The following is a 19,808-nucleotide window of genomic DNA, read 5'->3' as shown; positions in this document are numbered from 1 at the left end:
TTATAATGTCTTTAACATATGTTTCTCCACCTTCTGTTTAGCATGAAAATAGGATGCTTTAAGTGCTCCTACAGAGACATCCAATATTTCTGAAATCTCTTCGTACTTCATCTCCTCGTAGTATCTCATATTAAATACCAACTGTTGCTTTTCTGGAAGCGACAAAATTACTTTTTGTAGTTGCAACTCTATCTCTCCTCCGCTAAAATAGGGATCGCTTTTAAGTTGCGACATTTTCCAATCTATTGTATCTTGGTTCATCAACGAAGCTTCTTTTTTCTTTTTCTCAATAAAAGAGAGAGATTCGTTCATCACAATACGGCAAAGCCAAGTGTAAAGAGAAGCCTCTCCTCGAAACTTATCGATAGCCTTCCATGCTTTTAAAAAGCTCTCTTGTAATACGTCGTCAGTATCCTCGTGTATTAATACCATCTTACGAGCAAAATGGTATAGACGGGGATGATAAAGCTGTACCATCGACTGAAAAGCATACTTTTTTTGTGATGGAATCTTTAACTGATTTTTAATGATATCGTCTTTGGCCATTGCCCCATTTAAAGATTATTACTTATGGGTTCCACAAACAGATGCCCCATCTTATATTATTACTATCTTAGACACATATTTCTATATTTGGTTTAATAGTACAATAAAAAAAAGTAATGGAGAAGATAAATATTCTAGATATTATTCGCAAATATTATGAAAATTCTCCCCTAGCATACGAAATTCTACTGATACATAGCCAGTTGGTAAGACAAAAGGCTTTGGATATCGCCTCCAAATGCAACCATCTAAACCTCAACATAAAGCTTATTGAGGAGGGAGCTATGGCTCATGATATTGGAATCATTCAGACGAATGCCACAGATATAGGTTGTCATGGGAAAGTTCCATATATCTGTCACGGTTACTTGGGTGGACAAATACTTAGGCAAGAAGGAAGAGACGATTTGGCTCCATTTAGTGAGAACCATACTGGTATCGGATTGTCGAAAGAGAAAGTGAAATCACTACATATCCCGATTCCCATAAAAGATTATCTTCCTGAAAGTCATGAACAAAAGATTGTATGTATTGCGGATAAATTTTACAGCAAAGATCCAAATCATTTAGATCGAGAGAAGCCATTAGATCAAGTGCTAAAACAGATTAGGCATCATGATATAGAGGACGAAGTTATTTTTAAAAAATGGCTAAACGATTATCTTTTTGAAGGATTAAACAAGTGATACATTTTTTTTACTACCTTTAATTTTAATATAGAGACGAGAACTAACAAAGATTATAAAATGTATGAAAATTTAACCCCTAACCAAATTGAAGAGCTAGAGAACAACGGATGCACCTCATCTGATTGGAAAAAAGTTCTTGTTAAACAACCATTGGACTGTACAAGAATAAGACAAGTACAGTTTCATGGAAACATACGTCTAGGACTTTTTGAAAGTCAGTTTATACTTAAAAATGGGATTAAAAGAGACTCTGGAATTTATTGTGCCACCCTTTCAAACTGCACTATTGGAGACAATTGTCGCATTCATAATATACAAAATTACATTGCAAACTACACCATTGAGAACAATGTAAGAATTGAATCTCTGAACACCCTAGAGGTGGAGGGAGAGACCTCATTTGGAAACGGAGTGAAAGTTTCGGTTTTAGATGAAACAGGAGGACGTCAAGTTCCTATTTTCGATCAATTATCCGCACATCTGGCTTATATAATTGCCCTATATCGTCACCGTGATAAGGCAATTCTAGAGCTAGAGAATATTATTCAAAAATATGCAGAAAAACAGAAGTCGTCTGTGGGAGTGATTGGAGAATGGACTATTATTGAGAACTGTAAAGAGATTAAAAATACCAAAGTAGGGAAATATTCCACCATCACAAACGCACATCGTTTGTCGAATGGAACGATTAACAGTGTAAAGAAAGCTCCTGTAAAGATTGGCTCTGGTGTGATTGCAAGTAATTTCATTGTGGCATCAGGATCTGAAATTTCGGATAGTGCCATTGTAGATCGTTGTTTTATTGGACAGGGATGTAAACTAAGCAAACACTACTCCGCAGAGAACTCTCTTTTCTTTGCAAACTGTCAAGGATATCATGGTGAGGCATGCTCTATTTTTGCAGGTCCCTATACCGTAACACACCATAAGTCGACCCTTTTGATTGCAGGGCTCTACTCGTTTATGAATGCAGGTAGTGGATCGAACCAAAGTAACCACATGTATAAGTTGGGACCGATTCACGCAGGAATTATGCAACGAGGGTCAAAGACGGCTTCAGATTCCTACATCTTGTGGCCAGCAAAGATAGGTCCTTTTACATTGGTCATGGGACGTCACTACAAAAATTCGGATACCAGTGACCTCCCTTTCAGTTATCTTATTGAAAAAAATGATGAAAGTTATTTGGCTCCAGCGGTAAACATAAAGAGTGTTGGTACGATCCGTGATGCAGTGAAGTGGCCGAAGAGGGATAAACGAACAGATCCAAATAAACTAGATCTTGTAAATTGCAATCTTTTGAGTCCGTTCACCATCAATAAGATGTATAATGGACGATCTATCCTCAAGCAACTTCAAGCAGTATCGGGAATGACTAGTGAGAGTTATCACTATATGAGTACAAAAATCACCTCTAAATCACTGAAGAGAGGGATTCATCTGTACTCCATAGGAATTACTAAGTTCTTAGGAAACTCGGTGATTTCTCGACTACATAAGATGAATTACAACAAAGAGATGACGATACAAGAGGTCCTTAAGCCTACTTCGAAATACGGAAAAGGGCAATGGGTTGACCTAGCTGGACTCATCACACCCAAAGAGGTTGTGACAAATTTTATGGATAAAATTGAACAAAAAGAGATTAAATCGCTTAAACAAATAAAGAGTTATTTTGAAGACGCTCATAACAACTATTATGAATATGAGTGGACTTGGGCTGCGGATCTATTGGAAAAAGAGTTGAACAAATCGCTGGAAGAGATTCAGGTGAGTGATGTGATTTCTCTTGTTGGACGTTGGAGAGATAGTGTGATAGAGTTAGATAAAATGCTCTATAATGATGCGAAGAAGGAATTTACACTAAGTAGCCGTACTGGATTTGGTCCAGATGGGGATGATAGTGTACAGATAAAAGATTTCGAACAAGTAAGAGGTACTTTTGAGACCAATAGTGTGGTCAATGAGATCATTCAGCATATCCACAGAAAGAGTAAGTTGGCATCTGATGTAATTGATCAGTTAAAAGAGCATTCCACTAAGGTATGATTTTTGTGCATTCTCTGTTGTGTTCAATGCGTTATTTTAATAAGATACGTCATGATTAAAGAAGTTTGTGTAGAGAATTTTGAAGAAGCAATAAAAGCCCAAAAAATGGGAGCCTCACGTATAGAGCTTTGTGAGAATTTGCATGTAGGAGGAACTACTCCATCCTATGGGACTATTGCGTTGTGTAAGAAATACCTAAAGATTCCTTTCTTTGTCATGATTCGTCCTCGTGGTGGTAACTTCGTCTACAATGATATCGAGGTGGAGATCATGAAGAAGGACATTAAACTGTGCAGAGAACTTGGAGTAGAAGGGATTGTTTTCGGGGTTCTAAACCAGAAGGCGGAGATAAACACACAAGTGGTTCAAGAGCTTTGTGTCTTGGCTAGGGGAATGTCTATCACTTTCCATAAAGCCATCGATGAGTGTCCACGACCAGACCTTGCAATCAAACATATTAAGATGATAGGTTCTATTGATAGAGTTCTCACTTCTGGGGGAAAACCTACGGCAATAGAGGGTATGGAGATGCTTAAAAAGATGAGAGATGCTGCACGTCAAGATCCAGTTATTATCGTTGCTGGTAAAGTGACCAAGGATAATATTGATGAGATCAAAGAGATGATCCCTGCCAAAGAGTTCCATGGAAGAAGACTCGTGGGCGATCTTACTCAAGAAGAATCATAAGTCTACGACTGGTACCATTTTTAGGTGCATGTCTAAAAGATAAATTATATTGAATTTCAAAAAGGAGGAGAGATCCTCCTTTTTTTTGTGTCCAATCGTCTCACATCATTAAAACTTATGGTATCAACGGCTACAAGAAATTGGATACGATATTTTGGTTACTGAACCCTTTGACAAGCTCAGAGACCACTTCTCAGAAGTGCAAGGACTACAGGTCGAAATACAGGACTACAGGTCGAAGTAAATGCCACATATATCAAAACACGCCCTTTTATACCCTAAAACCTCACAAAGTTTATAAACATTATACAATCAAAGGTAACTACTCAGCTTCATTTATAGTTTAGCCTCCATTCGCTAAAGAATGGAGGTTCAGAAAATATATAATGTGTAAATTATTTTATTGCCAACTGACCTTAAGATGGTTTTGAGATAACCAATGAGCAATCATTCTCACTACACTCTTTCCTTGTTTTTTAAGTGTATCAACAATAGAGCGTAACATGGCATACCTTTGGGCTCCTTCTTCTGTTCGATAACCTGCAGATACTTTTTGTTTTATTTTAATATTACGTATTGACCTTTCGGATGCATTGTTGTCAAAAGGAACTTCGTAATACTCTAAGAAAGTAAACACACTATCAATCCTTTTAATTAATCGACTCCGTAATGTCTTGATCTCATCTAGCTGATCGTCATACTCGTCATTTTTCAACAGTAATAAAAGCTGTTCTTTAAATATTGATTTTTCTTTTAAAGGATATTGGTTCTTGGCTGATTCTCTCTTTAATTTCATGGCTTTATAGAATATATTCAAAATATCCTCTGCCCAACTGTTATTCGTTTGTTGTTTAATGTAGATTAATTCTCGTTGTAAATGTGCTAAACATAGTTGATAATGTTTGGCTGGAGTTTTTAATTGTGAAGCATAACAGTCACTGACTAAGGTCGCATTAATAAATCCTTTTTTAAAATTTTCTACAACAACTTTATACCCTCTAGACTTATTGGCTGTAATGAATGTTACCTCATGATTTTGCCATACCCACATCCATCCTTTGCCTCCATTGATCTTGCAACCTGTTTCGTCTGAGCCAACTACACTGGATTTGGATATCGATTCACGAAGTGATTCATATAAAGGAGTCATCACCTCTTGGGCTTTATTTAAAATATTAGTAATAGTCCCATCTCCAATTTTAAATGATGTTATCTCTTCCACTAGTGAACCAATACGGTTTAAAGGGATATAATGTTCAACATACAAGCTTACAATTAGTGATCGTAAATGAGAACCGTATTGGACAGGTGCTTTTATATTCGAGGGCATAGAACCTTTGTGTAGTTGACCACAACTGCATCTATTTTCATAAAGACGATGCTCGGTACAGATTTGTTCAAGAACAGGTGGTATGTCAAAAACCTGACGTTTGCATAACAAGCTTGCGTCTTCTTGATTTAATGTATTACCACACTGACATGTCGATGGAGGATTATATGACTCTATGCTTGTTGGAAAATCACTCTGTTGTAATGTCGATCCTTTATGGTTGGGTTGACCTCCGGGTTTCCTAGTGGATTTATTTCGAAGTGATTGATTTTTCTTTACTGTATGTAAATCTCTTGAAGGTGGAAAACTACTATTACTACTGTTTTTATGATTACGCGATAGTTTATCTTCTAGATCCTTTACTTTTTCATGAAGCATAGTATTCTCTTGTGACAAAGCTTGAACTCGTGACATCACTCTGTCTAGCTCTTCCTTTAAGGACTCAACCTGCTTCTTTAAAGCTCTATTTTCTTCTTCTAAACAATCAATTGTTCTCATGACTACAAAGATTCATTGATCTTGACAAATTAGAAAATAATATAACAGAAAGTAATCAACAATACGGCCTATTATTATTAACAATCATCACTAAAACAACGTGTTTGGAACTTTTGTGTGATTATTAGACTCAAAAAGAACCTGGGTAGTTACGGCATTTCTGCTACCATACCACCAATCATGTCGCAATAATCGTAACGGAAACACCAAAGAGGAAGGAAGCTCCTGATTGGAGCTTCAATAATGATGAATATGACACAAAAGTCTCATGAAGAGAACTTATTATGGTTTCCACTCTGTTAATTTAATCTCTTCAGGAAACACCTCCTCTTTGTAAATAGACATACCCATCAGAAGACGCAAACACTCCTGTATTCCCTCTGTGACACTTGGGTGGGGATGAGTATTTTTAAGGACCTCCTCCACGGTAAGGTTTTGATCCAATAGATAGGCAAAAGAGGTGATAAAAGCAGATGCTTGTGGGCCTCCTGCACGCATTCCTAAAATCTTATTTTTCCCATCATCTGAGATCATGATTTTTACAAAACCTCTAGTATTCTGCATTGCAATCGCCCTATTGACTAATTTATTAGAGTAATAAGCAGCACGATATGGGATCTTTTTCTCTTGCAGTTGCGTCTCATTCATGCCAACGGAAGCAAGTTCTGGTTTAAAAAACATTAAGGTAGGTAGGTGACTATAGTCCAATGGGTATGCAACATTGCCCCATATCGCTTCCACGATATGACGTCCTTGTTCTTCAGCCACACAGTAAAGTGCCTTATGTCCTGTAGTATCCCCCGCAGCGAAAATATGACATTTAGAGAAGTCCTCCATCGCGCACTCATTATTAATCTCTAGAAATCCTCTCTCGTTGGCATGGAGTCCAGCATTCTCTAGTTTCAGATGATCGGTATTTGGCACACGCCCAATACTCACCAGTATCACATCCACCTCAATGACCCTACTGTGTCCATCTTCATAATCGAGTACGACATCCAAGCTATCCTCTTTCTTACGTACAGTTCTAAAGTTTGCAGTATGGTGTATTTGCACGCCATTTTTCTCAAGTCCTTCAGAGACAAAAGAGCTTACATCCTTGTCTTCAAAAGGAATCACACAATGTGCTCTATCCAATAGATGCACTTCGGTTTGATTGAAATTGGAAAAGATAGTTGCAAATTCACAACCAATAATGCCCGACCCTACAATAAGCATTCTTTCAGGAAAACGATCCAATCCCAAAAGTTCATCTGAGTTCACGATACGATGTCCATCCGTTTTAAGAATGGGATGTTGTCGCGGTCTCGATCCTGTAGCAATGATAAAATACTCACCATAAATCACCTTCTCTCCTTCCCCTCTAGTCTCAATATTCAGATAATGGGCATCTTGAAAAGATCCATGTCCTTGAATCAGAGTAAGACTTCCACCGTGACCAATCTTATTAGACGAGGAGAACGATTCTATCTGGGAAAGCATCTGGTACTGCTTGGTTTTGGCTGCATTCACCACAGTCTTTTTTACCTTCTTATAATCAACAGTTAGGTGAGAAGCACGATAGCCTCTATTGACAGCCGAGGCTACTGCAAAATCAGCAGATAGCTCCCACATCGTCTTGGATGTCAAAGCTCCGTGAAATACTCCAGCTCCCCCTAAATTTTTCTCTTCTACTATTGCCACCTTTTTATGAAAATCGATGGCACGCATGGCCGCAGCAAATCCTGCAGGACCACTTCCAATAACGACAAGGTCGAAATGTTCTATATTATCAGATTGCATGGGTTCTTAATTATAAAATATCATTATGGTATCATAACATAAAAACATAAAAAGTGTTCTACTAAAAAATAAAAAAGAGCACAAAAACATTTCTAAAAATTTATTCTGTTTAAATAAGCTAAAACGAATAAAACAATCGTGTAATTTCATTCTCCATACTTAATATTATTTTACTTTTGTAAGTGTAACAGGAAGCCTTTAACGATTCCTATTACCCCTTCAGGTTGCGCTTTGAATAGCCCAAAGGGAAGGGAATAATGCTCTTTGACATATGGAACCCTATATGAATTGTGCTTAAATTAAATGAATAAATGTATTATCAGCCTTCCCCCGGCATGATACAAAAAGGCTCCATTTTAACGATAAAAACAATCTGTTTGATCAATAGAAATGGAGAAAAGTGACATTTTTTTTGATCACAATCAATGAGTATATTAATTTGTTAAATCGAATATCGATACGCTGTTTTAGAACATTGCTAAAACAGACTTATCTCATATATTGAAAACTGTTTTATTAATTTTTGATACCTACATTTACATCACTTTTAAAGACGACGTGAAGACGTTGGTATCGAATCAAAAGGTTATTTGAATTATGAAAGTAAAGCAAATTGAGCACATTGGAATTGCTGTAAAAAGTCTAGATGAAACAATTCCTTACTATGAAGCACTTTTAGGAACAAAGTGTTATAATGTTGAAGAGGTAGCAGAGCAAAAAGTGCGTACCGCTTTCTTCAAGGTTGGTGAAGTGAAAATCGAATTGCTAGAGTCAACAGATCCTGAAGGACCTATTGGTAAATTCGTAGAGAAAAAAGGAGAAGGAGTACACCACATTGCATATGCAGTGGATAATGTAAACGAAGCGCTTACCGAAGCAGAAGAGAGTGGTCTTCGTCTTATCGACAAGACACAAAGAAAAGGTGCTGAAGGTCTAAACATTGGATTCTTGCACCCAAAGTCTACTCACGGAGTGCTTACTGAGCTTTGTAGCGAGGGAGATAAATAAATAAGTTACTTTTGACAATCTATACTCAATAGATTCAAAAACCTAACATCATGAACAATCAAGATAAAATCAGAAAGTTAATTGAATTGCGTAACGAAGCTCGTATGGGTGGAGGAGAAGCACGGATTAACAGACAACACGAACAAGGTAAAATGACTGCAAGAGAACGTATCGAAATGCTCCTTGACGAAGGTAGCTTCGAAGAGCTTGATATGTTTGTAACGCATCGTTGTACGAATTTTGGAATGGAAAAGACCAAGTTCAAAGGCGATGGAGTAGTAATTGGACACGGTACCATTGATGGTCGTGTCGTTTATGTATATGCACAAGACTTTACAGTTTTTGGAGGATCGCTTTCTGAAACGATGGCTCAGAAGATTTGTAAGGTGATGGATATGGCCATGAAGGCAGGTGCCCCTGTTATCGGCATCAACGATTCGGGTGGAGCTCGAATCCAAGAGGGAGTGACCGCACTGGCTGGTTATGCTGAAATATTTGAGCGTAACATTTTGGCTTCAGGTGTGGTACCACAGATCTCTGCTATTTTTGGTCCATGTGCCGGTGGTGCAGTATATTCGCCAGCGTTGACTGATTTTATCATGATGACGGAGGAAAACTCCTACATGTTTGTTACTGGTCCCAAGGTTGTAAAGACTGTAACGGGTGAAACCATTACAGTGAATGATTTAGGAGGGGCCAATGTTCACTCTTCCAAGTCAGGAGTATCTCACTTCAAGGTAGAGTCTGAAGAAGAGGGATTAATGATGATACGTAAGTTGATCTCTTATCTTCCTCAGAACAACTTTGAAGAGGCACCGATGATTGAGTGTACCGATCCTATTGATCGTTTGGATGAGGAGTTGAATACCATTATTCCTCCTAATCCTAATATGCCATACGACGTAAAAGATATTATCTACTCTATCGTCGATGACAACGAGTTCTTGGAGATACACCAAAACTACGCTCGTAATATTGTGGTTGGATTTTCTCGTTTAGCAGGACAATCTATTGGTATTATCGCCAACCAACCAAACTTCTTAGCTGGGGTTCTTGACTGTGATGCATCGAGAAAGGCAGCACGTTTTATTCGCTTCTGTGATGCATTTAATATTCCTCTTCTTACTTTAGTAGACGTTCCTGGATTCCTTCCTGGATCAGGACAAGAGTATGCTGGTATTATTAACCATGGTGCAAAATTAATGTTTGCATATGGAGAGGCAACCGTACCTAAAGTTACTGTAACACTACGTAAATCGTATGGTGGAGCACACTGTGTTATGAGTAGTAAACAGTTAAGAGGTGACTTTAACTACGCTTGGCCATCAGCAGAGATTGCTGTGATGGGTGCCAAAGGGGCTATCGAAGTCTTGGAAGGCAAAAATGTTCGCAAAATAGAAGATGAGCAAGAGAGGTTAGACTATATCCAAAAGAAAACGGATGAATATGACAACGCATTTGCAAACCCATATCAAGCAGCATCTTATGGATATATTGATGACGTCATTGAACCTAGAAATACTCGATTCCGTCTAATTAGAGCGTTCCAGAGTCTTCAAACAAAGAAAGTAACCAATCCATTAAAGAAACATAGTAATATTCCATTGTAGTGGCATACCACTCTCCTCTTCTCTTCTCTTCTATCATATCAAAGAAGAGAAGAGGATTGAATAATACGAAGAGACTCATTGATGAGTTTTATTTTCTGGTAAAAAAAAACAACCATGAACATACTTTCAATTACCTCACAAACATGGATTATTACATTGGTTGGTTACTTTGTAGTTTTCCTTGTTCTCGTAACACTTATTATCGCTTTTGGCTGGGCCATGCCTCTTATTTTGAATAAGATGAAGAAAAAGTCAAAGAAACAAAAGAGCATAGGCTCTAAAACCGAGGCAAACATACAAGATACTACTTCGGATTCGGATATTACAGCAGGTGAATCGGCCGCAATTGCTATGGCACTTCATCTTTTCCTCAACAACCAACATGATGAGGAGAGTAATGTAATTACCATTAAGAATATCAAAAGAAGATATTCTCCTTGGAATTCGAAAATACACAGTATGAATAATAGGTTAGATAGAAGATAAGTTGTCGAGACTCAAAACAGTTAATCATGAGAAAATTTAAATTTACCATCAACGGTAGTAAATATAACGTATCAATTAAAGATCTTGAAGGGAACACCGCCAATATCGAGGTGAATGGAACCCCATACGAAGTGGAGATCGATCAAGAAGTGAAAGTTTCTAAAACACCTAAACTTGTCCGTAAAAGTGTGGTGAATACTATCAATGATAGTGCTATCTTAAAAAAGAACACCACTGTTGATGGATATAAAGTGGAAGCACCTCTTCCTGGTAATATCTTTAAATTGCAAGTAAAAGAGGGGGATAACGTTAAAAAAGGCGATGTCTTACTTATCCTTGAGGCAATGAAGATGGAAAACAAGATTCTATCGGAAAAAGATGGAGTTGTGAGTAAAATTCATGTGGGAGAAGGAGATGCAGTTCTTCAAAATGATGTTATTTTGGAAATCCAATAGACAAACGTAGAAGTAATTAATTCTCTTAGTTTACGATTAAAACTACAATAATGAAAAAATTTCTCACACTCATTGGTGCAATATCTATCATACTTACTGTTCAACTCTGCTTTGGTGCAGATGGGAGTGCTTTCCAAGAAAGTACAAGCGGAGCAATAGAGGGATTAAAAACCTTCTATAACTTTACGGGGTTTGCAAATTTCGATCCTCTAAACTTAGTAATGATCTTTGTTGGACTTTTCTTCCTTTTTCTAGGAATAAAATATGATTTCGAACCTCTTCTATTGGTTCCTATTGGAACGGGGATGATTATTGGTAATATCCCTTTTCTTGAAGGAAACAAGATTGGAATATACGAAGATGGATCTGTATTGAATTACCTCTACTTCGGAGTTAAGAATGGAATATACCCTCCTCTTATCTTCTTGGGTATCGGAGCAATGACAGATTTCTCATCCTTGATATCAAACCCAAAGTTAATGTTATTAGGGGCAGCAGCACAGATTGGTGTCTTTGGAACATTCTTGGGAGCCGCAGCTCTTGGGTTCACTCCTCAAGAAAGCGGAGCAATCGCAATTATTGGTGGAGCAGATGGACCAACAGCAATCTTTCTTTCTGCGATGTTAGCACCACATATGATGGGGGCTATTGCAATCGCAGCATACTCTTATATGGCATTGGTACCAGTAATACAACCACCTCTTATGCGTCTCTTGATACCAAAACATGAGCGTACAATTAAGATGAAAGCTCCTAGAGCAATCTCTAAGACAGAAAAAGTGTTGTTCCCAATCATTGGATTAATATTTACAACGTTTATTGCACCTTCAGCGATACCACTTCTAGGTATGTTGTTCTTCGGAAATTTACTAAAAGAGTCAGGTGTAACAGAACGTTTGGCAGATACAGCAAGAAACTCATTGATCAATATTGTGACTATTTTGCTAGGCGTAACGGTTGGAGCTTCGACACAAGCACAGTATTTCTTAACAACAAACTCTCTTAAGATCTTTGTTTTAGGTGCTGTATCATTTGTTATTGCGACATCAGGAGGACTTCTTTTTGCACGATTTATGAATCTTTTCTTGAAGAAGGATGATAAGATCAATCCACTTATTGGAGCAGCAGGAGTTTCTGCTGTACCTGATAGTGCAAGAGTAGTTCAGAACGAAGGTTTAAAAAGTGATCCTAATAACCATCTATTAATGCATGCCATGGCACCTAATGTAGCTGGTGTTATTGGATCTGCAGTTGCTGCAGGTATCCTTCTTGCATTTTTAAAGTAGTATCACATATTTCATCTATGAATAAAAAGGGGTTCAAATATGAACTCCTTTTTATATTTAAAGAGGTTCATCAATAGACCAAAGTATATAATTTGTAATAAAATACGTTGGTCTATTGATGCCTATATCTTGATTTTTACATAAATATTGATCCTTCTATATCGTAATAAGGAATCGACTCATACTTTATGAAATATGATACAAAGGTATTTATATGTTTGTTTTGGGTAAGAGAATAGATTATTCTAATTCGTAATAAGTAATCGACTATACTCTATGAAATATGACCAAAGGTACTTATATGTTCGTTTCAAGGAAAAACCAAAAGAGAGGAAGAATCAAATGATTCTTCCTCTCTTAAATATCTTACAAAAAAGGTAAAAAGATAGCAATTACTTCTTCAACCAAGACTTTACAAGTTCTTGATTTTTCCTCACCCACTCTTTTGCTGTTTTGTCTTTGCTACTTCCATTTTCCATGTCATTCATCAACGCAGATATCTGAGCATCAGTCATAGAAAAATTAGTAAAATAGGAAGCCAATTCAGGAAAATCTTTCTTGAAACCTTTACGGCTATAGGTCATGATCTTCTCCTCATCCCCATAGATCTTTTTAGAATCACTAAGGAATTTAAGGTCAAAACGTCCAAACATCCAATGAGGTGCCCAACCACAAAAAACAATCCACTCCTTTTTATCAATGGCTTTCTTCACCTCGGTAAGCATTGCAACTGTAGAAGAGTTAATCTGTTTTAGACTTAGATTATAATCCTTAATTGCAACTTCTGTCATACCAGTCATTCCAGCACCTTTTTCGATACCAATGATCTTTCCCTTAAATTTATCTTTGGCAGCTTCAAGCTCTTCAATAGAATTGATTGTTACATAAGAAGGGACTACCAAACCAAGTTTTGCTGAAGGGTAGTTCGTTCCAATATATTCTAGTTTGTTCTTGAACTTAGCCACTTTCTCTTTGTGGGTAACCGGCAACCAAACATCCATAAATACATCCACATCACCTTGAGACATGGAAGCAAATACTAAATCAACTGCAGCATTCTTAACCTTTACATTATATCCTTGCTCTTCTAAAATTACTTTTGTTACATATGTCATGGCGACTCCTTCAGCCCAACCATCAACATAGCCAATAGTCACTTCTTTCTTCAGAGTATCCCCACTATTCTTCTTTCCTCCAGTACAGGCTACTAGTAATAGCATCACTATTGCCATGAAAAAGGTAGATAATTGTTTTAAATTTTTCATTGTAAATATATGTTTTGGTTTTATTTTTCTATTTCTTGCTTCCCGCAAAAGATTGGGTTATTCGATCTAAGATGATTGCAAGAATTACTACAGCTAATCCACTCTCGAATCCTAAAGCAATATCAAGGTTATTAATTCCTTCAAGAACCTTCTCCCCTAATCCTCCAGCAGCAATCATTCCTGCAATTACCACCATAGATAAAGACATCATAATTGTTTGATTCACTCCAGCAAGTAGAGAGTTTTTGGCTAAAGGAAGCTCTACTTTTATAAGCACCTGCATAGGAGATGCACCGAAAGACTTCGCAGCCTCAACCACTTCAGGAGAGACCTCTTTAATACCAAGAGAGGTTAAACGAACAGCTGGTGGCATTGCAAATATTATGGTTGCAAAAGCACCAGGGAGTTTTCCTATACTAAAAAATAGTACTGCAGGGATAAGGTAAACGAAGGCAGGCATAGTCTGCATTAAGTCTAATATTGGCCTTACTGCTTTCTCAACCATTGGTTTTTTAGCTGATATAATTCCAACAGGCACTGCAATAACTAAAGCTGTAATAGTAGATATCAATACCATAGCGAGGGTCTGCATCGTTTCTGTCCAAAAACCTAATGAATAGATAAAAAGAAGTCCCAGAGTAGTAAGTAGTGCTACTCCCTTTCCTCCTTTATACAAAGCAATGGCAGACATTATAATAATGATTACATAGAAAGGGAAGAAAAGTAATATATTTTCAAATCCTTCAATAAGGTTATTTCCATTATCCTTAATTACATCAAACACAGAGCTAAAGTTTTCAGTCAACCACATAACTGCTTTCTCGACACTAGCTCCTATCTTTAAAAATCCTTGTTCCATAAATCGATTAAATTTCTTGTGCCTCTTCCTGTAAAGTTTTTACCTCTTTTAAATTGTAACGTGTTGCTTCGATCACCAAAGAGGTCTGTGTCACCATTCCAAGGAAACGTCCACTATTCTCATCCACTACAGGAAGAGGAAAGTGTGTACCAGCAATCAATGCTAACATCTGTTCTACAGTAAAATGGGGATATACAGAAGCAACCTCCTCTTCTATAAAATCAGAAAGAGACAAACTATCATCCTTGGATACTCTTAAAACATTTCGTAGGCGAATAAAACCCTTAAAGAAGTTCTTTTCGTCCACAACAGGTAGTGCATTTAGTCCTTTTTGTCGCATCTTATGGATCAGACTCTTTGGACCATCCTTCTTAATATTAGCAACATCAGAATTTTTAAACATCAGAACCTCAGCAGTGATCACACATTTACGGTCTACTTTCTCAACGAATGCTTCGACATAAGGGGAAGCTGGTTCTGTCAAGATCTCTTCGGCAGTTCCAGTTTGCTCAACGACACCATCTTTCATAATCGCAATACGATCACCTAGTTTAATGGCCTCATCTAAGTCGTGTGTAATAAAAACGATAGTCTTATGTAATTTTGACTGAAGCTCAAGCAGTTCATTCTGCATCTCAGCTTTAATCAATGGATCGAGTGCAGAGAAAGCTTCGTCCATTAATAATATATCGGGATCATTGGTTAAGGCTCTTGCAAGTCCTACACGTTGTTGCATTCCACCAGATAACTCCGATGGCAATTGATTTTCGAACCCCAAAAGGCCAACATTTTCGATTGCATTTTGTGCTTTTAACTCTCTTTCTTGTTTTGGAGTACCTTGTAACTCAAGACCAAAAGCAACATTTTCTATAATAGTTCTATGTGGAAGTAGTCCAAATTTCTGAAACACCATACTCATCCCCGTTCTACGCAGTTCGCGCAATTCATGGTTTTTCATCTTAGTAACAGAAGATCCTCGATAAATAATCTCACCTGAGGTTGGTATATTAAGAAGATTGAGACAGCGAATAAGTGAAGATTTTCCACTTCCAGACAATCCCATGATAACAAATATCTCTCCCTCATGTATGTCAAGGGAAGCATTATTTACTCCTACGGTACAGCCTGTTTTTTTTAAAATGTCTGTTTTAGAATGCCCTTTCTCTAATAACTTTAAGGCATCTTTTTTATTTTTTCCAAATATTAGATTAAGGTCTTTTACTTGTATCTTAATATTAGATTCTGGCATAAATTATGATTGTTTTGAAGTATTTATTTGATGTAAGAGGAAATCATGTTGTATACAACATAACCTTTTTAGTAACAACCCCATCAAATAGATTCACCACAAATATAAACCAAAGATTACAACAAAAAAAGCTATTATTCTGCTCTATAGACACAATAACCACAGTACAAGGGGTGAGAAACATGTTCTATACGACATATTGACCACACATAGGCATCCACCACAATATCAAACACTTACACACACAATAATAGAATACAAAGAAGGTGTAAAAAGACACAATAAAACATCATGTTTTAAGAAGACAGATTCAATCATATGGTAACAATTAGTTAATATACCATCAATATATAGGTTAGACATACACTTAAAAAGAGTAAACTTAAAGAAACACTATCTTACAAAAAGATAATTCTAATAGTGAAAAAGAATAGAGTACGGACTTAATACGTATTTTATTTATTCAGAGTGAAAATATCAGGTAATATGAATCGTATAACAACCCGATATCCTTAAAACAAGAATAGCTGTTCATTACGAACAGCTATTCTTTATAAATCTCTTTAAAAAGGATTCTATTTTTAAGGATTGACCTGTACTACATAATCCTGTTTTTCAACTGTTTTTCCGAAACAAATAGGCTCCCAACCATAGGTTCTTGCTACTTTTAAAAATTCATCTTCCATATCTGGGCGAACAGCTACAAGAAGCCCTCCACTTGTTTGTGGATCACACAAGATAGACTTCTGCTCTTCGGTAATCGGAGATATTCTATCTCCATAACTATCGAAATTTCGTTGTGTACCACCAGGGAAAGTCTTCAAATCAATATATTTCTGCAGGCCATCAATAAGAGGCACTTTAGAAACTGAGATTTCAGCACTCATATTAGAACCTTCACACACCTCTTTTAAGTGTCCTAACAATCCAAATCCAGTTACGTCAGTCATGGCTGTAACACCTTCTAATTCTCCTAGTACCGCTCCTATCTTATTAAGAGTAATCATAGAGTTTCTAGATTTCATACGATCTTCTTCCTCTAAAACACCTCTCTTTTGAGCCGTAGATAGTATCCCAACCCCTAACGGTTTTGAAAGATATAAATTACATCCAACTTCTCCAGAAGCATTCTTTTTTATTCGAGACTTCTTAGCAATCCCCGTCACCGCTAAACCAAATATTGGCTCAGGGCCATCAATACTATGTCCACCTGCGATGGTAATACCAGCTTCCTTACATGCTTTACGAGCACCGTTCATTACTTCCGCAGCAACAGAAGTATCTAACTTATTGGTTGGCCAACAAAGTATCGCTAATGCCATTAATGGTTTTCCTCCCATTGCATAAATATCGCTGATCGCATTGACAGATGCAATGGCTCCGAAGTCCTCTGGATCATCTACAATAGGCATAAAGAAGTCTGTTGTGGAGATAATCACATTTTCATCATCTATCTCATATACAGCAGCATCATCAAGAGTTCCATTTCCAACAAGTAAACGTGGATCGATATGAGAAGGTTCTACTTGATCTAGGATCTCTTTTAATACTTTTGGTGCAATTTTACACCCACAGCCTGCCCCATGAGAATATTGGGTTAACTTAACACACTCCATAAATTTGATCGTATTTTGTTTCTATCTCTTGAATTAAAATATCTGCATGATCTTCTGCAGAAGTATCTGGCAAAGCACAAGTGATTACATGCTTTTTATCTTTCATATGCTCTCTACTATACTCATACGTTTTATCGTAATACTCTAATAGCAGATCCGCAACACAGTCAAAGCGCCCTGTGTCATAATGCTCTAATATTTCGTCTCTTCGTTTATTTCCTAAACGTTTAACCAATATATTTATCGCCGACTTCATCTTTTCTGATTCAAGTTTCGCATAGTCTTTAACCAGTTGTTTGATACGATAATCACGAGTCATTTCAACGACTAAAAGTGCACAATGGTTCATACGATCCCAAAAAGGATCGGGAAGAAACACTTTACCGATAAATTTACTTTCTCCTTCGACCCAAACAGGACGACTAGGATCTAACTGCCGAACTTGATGGAATAGATCATTCTGAAACTGTTGGGTGGTAGGCTGTGGAATAAGACCAATGCCTCCAAATGCAGATCCTCTATGAGAAGCCAATCCTTCTAAATCGATCACCTGACACCCTTTATGATCTAAAGAGTGAAGGATATCGGTTTTTCCACTACCTGAAAAACCTTCTAACACAATCATCTTAGGAATTTTAGCTACACACTCTAAAAGATGGTTACGATAAGCTTTGTATCCCCCTTCTAGCACATAACATTTAAGACCAACTTTTTCAAAAAGCCAAGCCATCGATTGAGATCTCATTCCTCCTCTCCAACAGTGAATTAAGATGATATTGTCCACAGCCATCTTCTTAGCTTGCTTAGCCCATTTAGCCATTTTGGGACCGACATACTCAAGGCCCTTAATTACAGCAGTGTCTTTTCCCTGTTTTTTATACAAAGTTCCAACCACCGCTCTTTGATCGTTATCAAAAAGTGCCATATTACAAGCTTGTGAGATGTGTCCCTCCTCAAATTCTGCAGGAGAACGAACATCGACAATAGGATATCTTTCTGATTTTTCTAAAAACTCTTCTGCACTTAATATTTCCATGTAAATACTATTTCTCTTAAATTTATAAGAAGCACCTTCATGTCGAGCAGTCTTTTCAAATTAAATAGTATCTGATATAAGGCCATCTCAGCGTGGAGATTGTTCTGAAGGCATAAAAATACGACAAAAATAATTATAAGCCTTTTTTATTATAAAAAAGGGAAGAATTAAAAAAAGCAGTAACTCGAAGTATATATCTTCGTGTTACTGCTTTGTATCTATAGGTCGTATAGAGGCACTCTAAACAACACTAAACACTATTTATCAGTATTTTATGAACTTCTTAATAACCTTCTTTGAATCCACATTCATTTGGAGCATATAAAGACCGGCCGTAAGATGATACACCGCTATTTTATCACCTTCATTATAGGAATTGCTTTGATAGACAATAGCCCCCATCACATTATAAATAGTAATTTGAGCAGGTTCTAGTCCCACAACATCCACAGAAATAAAGTCCGTTGCTGGGTTTGGATACAATCTTAATTCTGAAGATATATCAATAGGTACATTCGTTGATACCTCTTTCCCATAGATCTCTATTTCATATATTCGCACATTATCATCTGCTATTGATCCAACCATTCTAAAGCAAATATACTTAGCCTCAACAGGATCTTTCAATATAATACTGTGAATATTATCGTTATTGATATCTGTTTTTTTAGAGACCTCTTTCCATGTAAGATTATCATCACTAACTTCAATAACTAAAGATTGAAGATTATAGTCAGCCGTCTCCTTGATTCCTGCATCATATACATAAAAACTTTTTAACTCATAACTATTTTGTAAGTCAAATGTTCTTTGCACTGTAACTACTCAGGTTCTTTTTGAGTCTAATAATCACACAAAAGTTCCAAACACGTTGTTTTAGTGATGATTGTTAATAATAATAGGCCGTATTGTTGATTACTTTCTGTTATAATATTTTCTAATTTGTCAAGATCAATGAATCTTTGTAGTCATGAGAACAATTGATTGTTTAGAACAAGAAAATAGAGCTTTAAAGAAGCAGGTTGAGTCCTTAAAGGAAGAGCTAGACAGAGTGATGTCACGAGTTCAAGCTTTGTCACAAGAGAATACTATGCTTCATGAAAAAGTAAAGGATCTAGAAGATAAACTATCGCGTAATCATAAAAACAGTAGTAATAGTAGTTTTCCACCTTCAAGAGATTTACATACAGTAAAGAAAAATCAATCACTTCGAAATAAATCCACTAGGAAACCCGGAGGTCAACCCAACCATAAAGGATCGACATTACAACAGAGTGATTTTCCAACAAGCATAGAGTCATATTATCCTCCATCGACATGTCAGTGTGGTAATACATAAAATCAAGAAGACGCTAGC

The 19,808-nt window shown here is 36.9% G+C and carries 18 protein-coding genes; 9 read left to right on the top strand and 9 right to left on the bottom strand.

Annotated features, from left to right (window positions below):
* Positions 1–546 (bottom strand): RNA polymerase sigma factor, encoded by a 546-nt coding sequence (locus K4L44_03660; GenBank protein ID QZE14947.1) that lies wholly within the window; start codon positions 544–546, stop codon positions 1–3.
* 116 nt (positions 547–662) lie between these two features.
* On the opposite strand from K4L44_03660, the gene K4L44_03655 reads away from it, so the two are divergent.
* Genes K4L44_03655 through K4L44_03645 form a run of 3 tightly spaced genes read left to right on the top strand, consistent with a single transcriptional unit; the run spans position 663 to position 3,971 of the window.
* Positions 663–1,232: an HD domain-containing protein gene (locus K4L44_03655; protein QZE14946.1), complete on the top strand. Its 570-nt coding sequence runs from the start codon at positions 663–665 to the stop codon at positions 1,230–1,232.
* 60 nt (positions 1,233–1,292) lie between these two features.
* The gene (locus K4L44_03650) at positions 1,293–3,284 is read left to right on the top strand and encodes a DUF4954 family protein (protein QZE14945.1); all 1,992 of its coding nucleotides are present in this window, start codon (positions 1,293–1,295) and stop codon (positions 3,282–3,284) included.
* Positions 3,285–3,335: 51 nt separating this feature from the next.
* Positions 3,336–3,971: a copper homeostasis protein CutC gene (locus K4L44_03645; protein QZE14944.1), complete on the top strand. Its 636-nt coding sequence runs from the start codon at positions 3,336–3,338 to the stop codon at positions 3,969–3,971.
* Positions 3,972–4,371: 400 nt separating this feature from the next.
* Here K4L44_03645 and K4L44_03640 read toward each other — a convergent pair whose 3' ends face one another.
* Positions 4,372–5,799 carry an IS66 family transposase gene (locus K4L44_03640; protein QZE14943.1) on the bottom strand — a complete coding sequence of 476 codons (1,428 nt, stop codon included), beginning with the start codon at positions 5,797–5,799 and terminating at the stop codon, positions 4,372–4,374.
* A gap of 282 nt (positions 5,800–6,081) precedes the next feature.
* Entirely contained in the window at positions 6,082–7,581 is a 1,500-nt protein-coding gene (locus tag K4L44_03635; protein QZE14942.1) for an NAD(P)/FAD-dependent oxidoreductase, read from the bottom strand.
* 597 nt (positions 7,582–8,178) lie between these two features.
* On the opposite strand from K4L44_03635, the gene mce reads away from it, so the two are divergent.
* The 5 genes from mce to K4L44_03610 all read left to right on the top strand — a co-directional run bounded on the left by mce (position 8,179) and on the right by K4L44_03610 (position 12,426).
* Complete coding sequence (mce, locus tag K4L44_03630) at positions 8,179–8,589, top strand: methylmalonyl-CoA epimerase (protein QZE14941.1); 411 nt, start codon at positions 8,179–8,181, stop codon at positions 8,587–8,589.
* Between the two features lie 50 nt (positions 8,590–8,639).
* On the top strand, positions 8,640–10,199 hold the full coding sequence (locus K4L44_03625) for an acyl-CoA carboxylase subunit beta (protein QZE14940.1): 1,560 nt from the start codon (positions 8,640–8,642) through the stop codon (positions 10,197–10,199).
* A gap of 114 nt (positions 10,200–10,313) precedes the next feature.
* Positions 10,314–10,685 carry an OadG family protein gene (locus K4L44_03620; protein ID QZE14939.1) on the top strand — a complete coding sequence of 124 codons (372 nt, stop codon included), beginning with the start codon at positions 10,314–10,316 and terminating at the stop codon, positions 10,683–10,685.
* 26 nt (positions 10,686–10,711) lie between these two features.
* On the top strand, positions 10,712–11,140 hold the full coding sequence (locus tag K4L44_03615; protein QZE14938.1) for a biotin/lipoyl-binding protein: 429 nt from the start codon (positions 10,712–10,714) through the stop codon (positions 11,138–11,140).
* A gap of 50 nt (positions 11,141–11,190) precedes the next feature.
* Positions 11,191–12,426 carry a sodium ion-translocating decarboxylase subunit beta gene (locus K4L44_03610; GenBank protein ID QZE14937.1) on the top strand — a complete coding sequence of 412 codons (1,236 nt, stop codon included), beginning with the start codon at positions 11,191–11,193 and terminating at the stop codon, positions 12,424–12,426.
* 392 nt (positions 12,427–12,818) lie between these two features.
* On the opposite strand, the gene K4L44_03605 is transcribed toward K4L44_03610, so the two are convergent.
* From K4L44_03605 to K4L44_03580, 6 genes are all read right to left on the bottom strand, one after another.
* Positions 12,819–13,691 carry a glycine betaine ABC transporter substrate-binding protein gene (locus K4L44_03605; GenBank protein ID QZE14936.1) on the bottom strand — a complete coding sequence of 291 codons (873 nt, stop codon included), beginning with the start codon at positions 13,689–13,691 and terminating at the stop codon, positions 12,819–12,821.
* A 28-nt stretch (positions 13,692–13,719) separates the two neighbouring features.
* Positions 13,720–14,550 (bottom strand): proline/glycine betaine ABC transporter permease, encoded by an 831-nt coding sequence (locus K4L44_03600; GenBank protein QZE14935.1) that lies wholly within the window; start codon positions 14,548–14,550, stop codon positions 13,720–13,722.
* A gap of 7 nt (positions 14,551–14,557) precedes the next feature.
* Positions 14,558–15,799 carry a glycine betaine/L-proline ABC transporter ATP-binding protein gene (locus tag K4L44_03595; GenBank protein QZE14934.1) on the bottom strand — a complete coding sequence of 414 codons (1,242 nt, stop codon included), beginning with the start codon at positions 15,797–15,799 and terminating at the stop codon, positions 14,558–14,560.
* Positions 15,800–16,380: 581 nt separating this feature from the next.
* Positions 16,381–17,415, bottom strand: a complete 1,035-nt coding sequence (selD, locus tag K4L44_03590) for a selenide, water dikinase SelD (GenBank protein ID QZE14933.1) — start codon at positions 17,413–17,415, stop codon at positions 16,381–16,383.
* Positions 17,402–18,451, bottom strand: a complete 1,050-nt coding sequence (mnmH, locus tag K4L44_03585) for a tRNA 2-selenouridine(34) synthase MnmH (protein QZE14932.1) — start codon at positions 18,449–18,451, stop codon at positions 17,402–17,404. The genes selD and mnmH overlap by 14 nt, the downstream gene beginning before the upstream one ends.
* Before the next feature lie 264 nt (positions 18,452–18,715).
* Positions 18,716–19,267 (bottom strand): T9SS type A sorting domain-containing protein, encoded by a 552-nt coding sequence (locus K4L44_03580; protein QZE14931.1) that lies wholly within the window; start codon positions 19,265–19,267, stop codon positions 18,716–18,718.
* Between the two features lie 154 nt (positions 19,268–19,421).
* On the opposite strand from K4L44_03580, the gene K4L44_03575 reads away from it, so the two are divergent.
* Complete coding sequence (locus K4L44_03575; GenBank protein ID QZE14930.1) at positions 19,422–19,790, top strand: hypothetical protein; 369 nt, start codon at positions 19,422–19,424, stop codon at positions 19,788–19,790.
* The last annotated feature ends 18 nt before the right edge of the window (positions 19,791–19,808 follow it).

The organism is Prolixibacteraceae bacterium, from assembly GCA_019720755.1.
GTDB lineage: Bacteria > Bacteroidota > Bacteroidia > Bacteroidales > Prolixibacteraceae > Halosquirtibacter > Halosquirtibacter laminarini.
The sequence above is the reverse complement of the archived record's forward strand: the minus strand, read 5'-3'. Positions and strand labels throughout refer to the sequence as shown.

Excerpts from the sequence above, each read along its gene's own strand:
- K4L44_03635 (QZE14942.1), bottom strand. The coding sequence starts at position 7,581 with ATGCAATCTGATAATATAGAACATTTCGACCTTGTCGTTATTGGAAGT.
- K4L44_03610 (QZE14937.1), top strand. The coding sequence starts at position 11,191 with ATGAAAAAATTTCTCACACTCATTGGTGCAATATCTATCATACTTACT.
- K4L44_03605 (QZE14936.1), bottom strand. The coding sequence starts at position 13,691 with ATGAAAAATTTAAAACAATTATCTACCTTTTTCATGGCAATAGTGATG.
- K4L44_03620 (QZE14939.1), top strand. The coding sequence starts at position 10,314 with ATGAACATACTTTCAATTACCTCACAAACATGGATTATTACATTGGTT.
- K4L44_03645 (QZE14944.1), top strand. The coding sequence starts at position 3,336 with ATGATTAAAGAAGTTTGTGTAGAGAATTTTGAAGAAGCAATAAAAGCC.
- K4L44_03600 (QZE14935.1), bottom strand. The coding sequence starts at position 14,550 with ATGGAACAAGGATTTTTAAAGATAGGAGCTAGTGTCGAGAAAGCAGTT.
- mce (QZE14941.1), top strand. The coding sequence starts at position 8,179 with ATGAAAGTAAAGCAAATTGAGCACATTGGAATTGCTGTAAAAAGTCTA.
- K4L44_03595 (QZE14934.1), bottom strand. The coding sequence starts at position 15,799 with ATGCCAGAATCTAATATTAAGATACAAGTAAAAGACCTTAATCTAATA.
- K4L44_03640 (QZE14943.1), bottom strand. The coding sequence starts at position 5,799 with ATGAGAACAATTGATTGTTTAGAAGAAGAAAATAGAGCTTTAAAGAAG.
- K4L44_03625 (QZE14940.1), top strand. The coding sequence starts at position 8,640 with ATGAACAATCAAGATAAAATCAGAAAGTTAATTGAATTGCGTAACGAA.
- K4L44_03655 (QZE14946.1), top strand. The coding sequence starts at position 663 with ATGGAGAAGATAAATATTCTAGATATTATTCGCAAATATTATGAAAAT.
- K4L44_03660 (QZE14947.1), bottom strand. The coding sequence starts at position 546 with ATGGCCAAAGACGATATCATTAAAAATCAGTTAAAGATTCCATCACAA.
- mnmH (QZE14932.1), bottom strand. The coding sequence starts at position 18,451 with ATGGAAATATTAAGTGCAGAAGAGTTTTTAGAAAAATCAGAAAGATAT.
- K4L44_03650 (QZE14945.1), top strand. The coding sequence starts at position 1,293 with ATGTATGAAAATTTAACCCCTAACCAAATTGAAGAGCTAGAGAACAAC.
- selD (QZE14933.1), bottom strand. The coding sequence starts at position 17,415 with ATGGAGTGTGTTAAGTTAACCCAATATTCTCATGGGGCAGGCTGTGGG.
- K4L44_03615 (QZE14938.1), top strand. The coding sequence starts at position 10,712 with ATGAGAAAATTTAAATTTACCATCAACGGTAGTAAATATAACGTATCA.
- K4L44_03575 (QZE14930.1), top strand. The coding sequence starts at position 19,422 with ATGAGAACAATTGATTGTTTAGAACAAGAAAATAGAGCTTTAAAGAAG.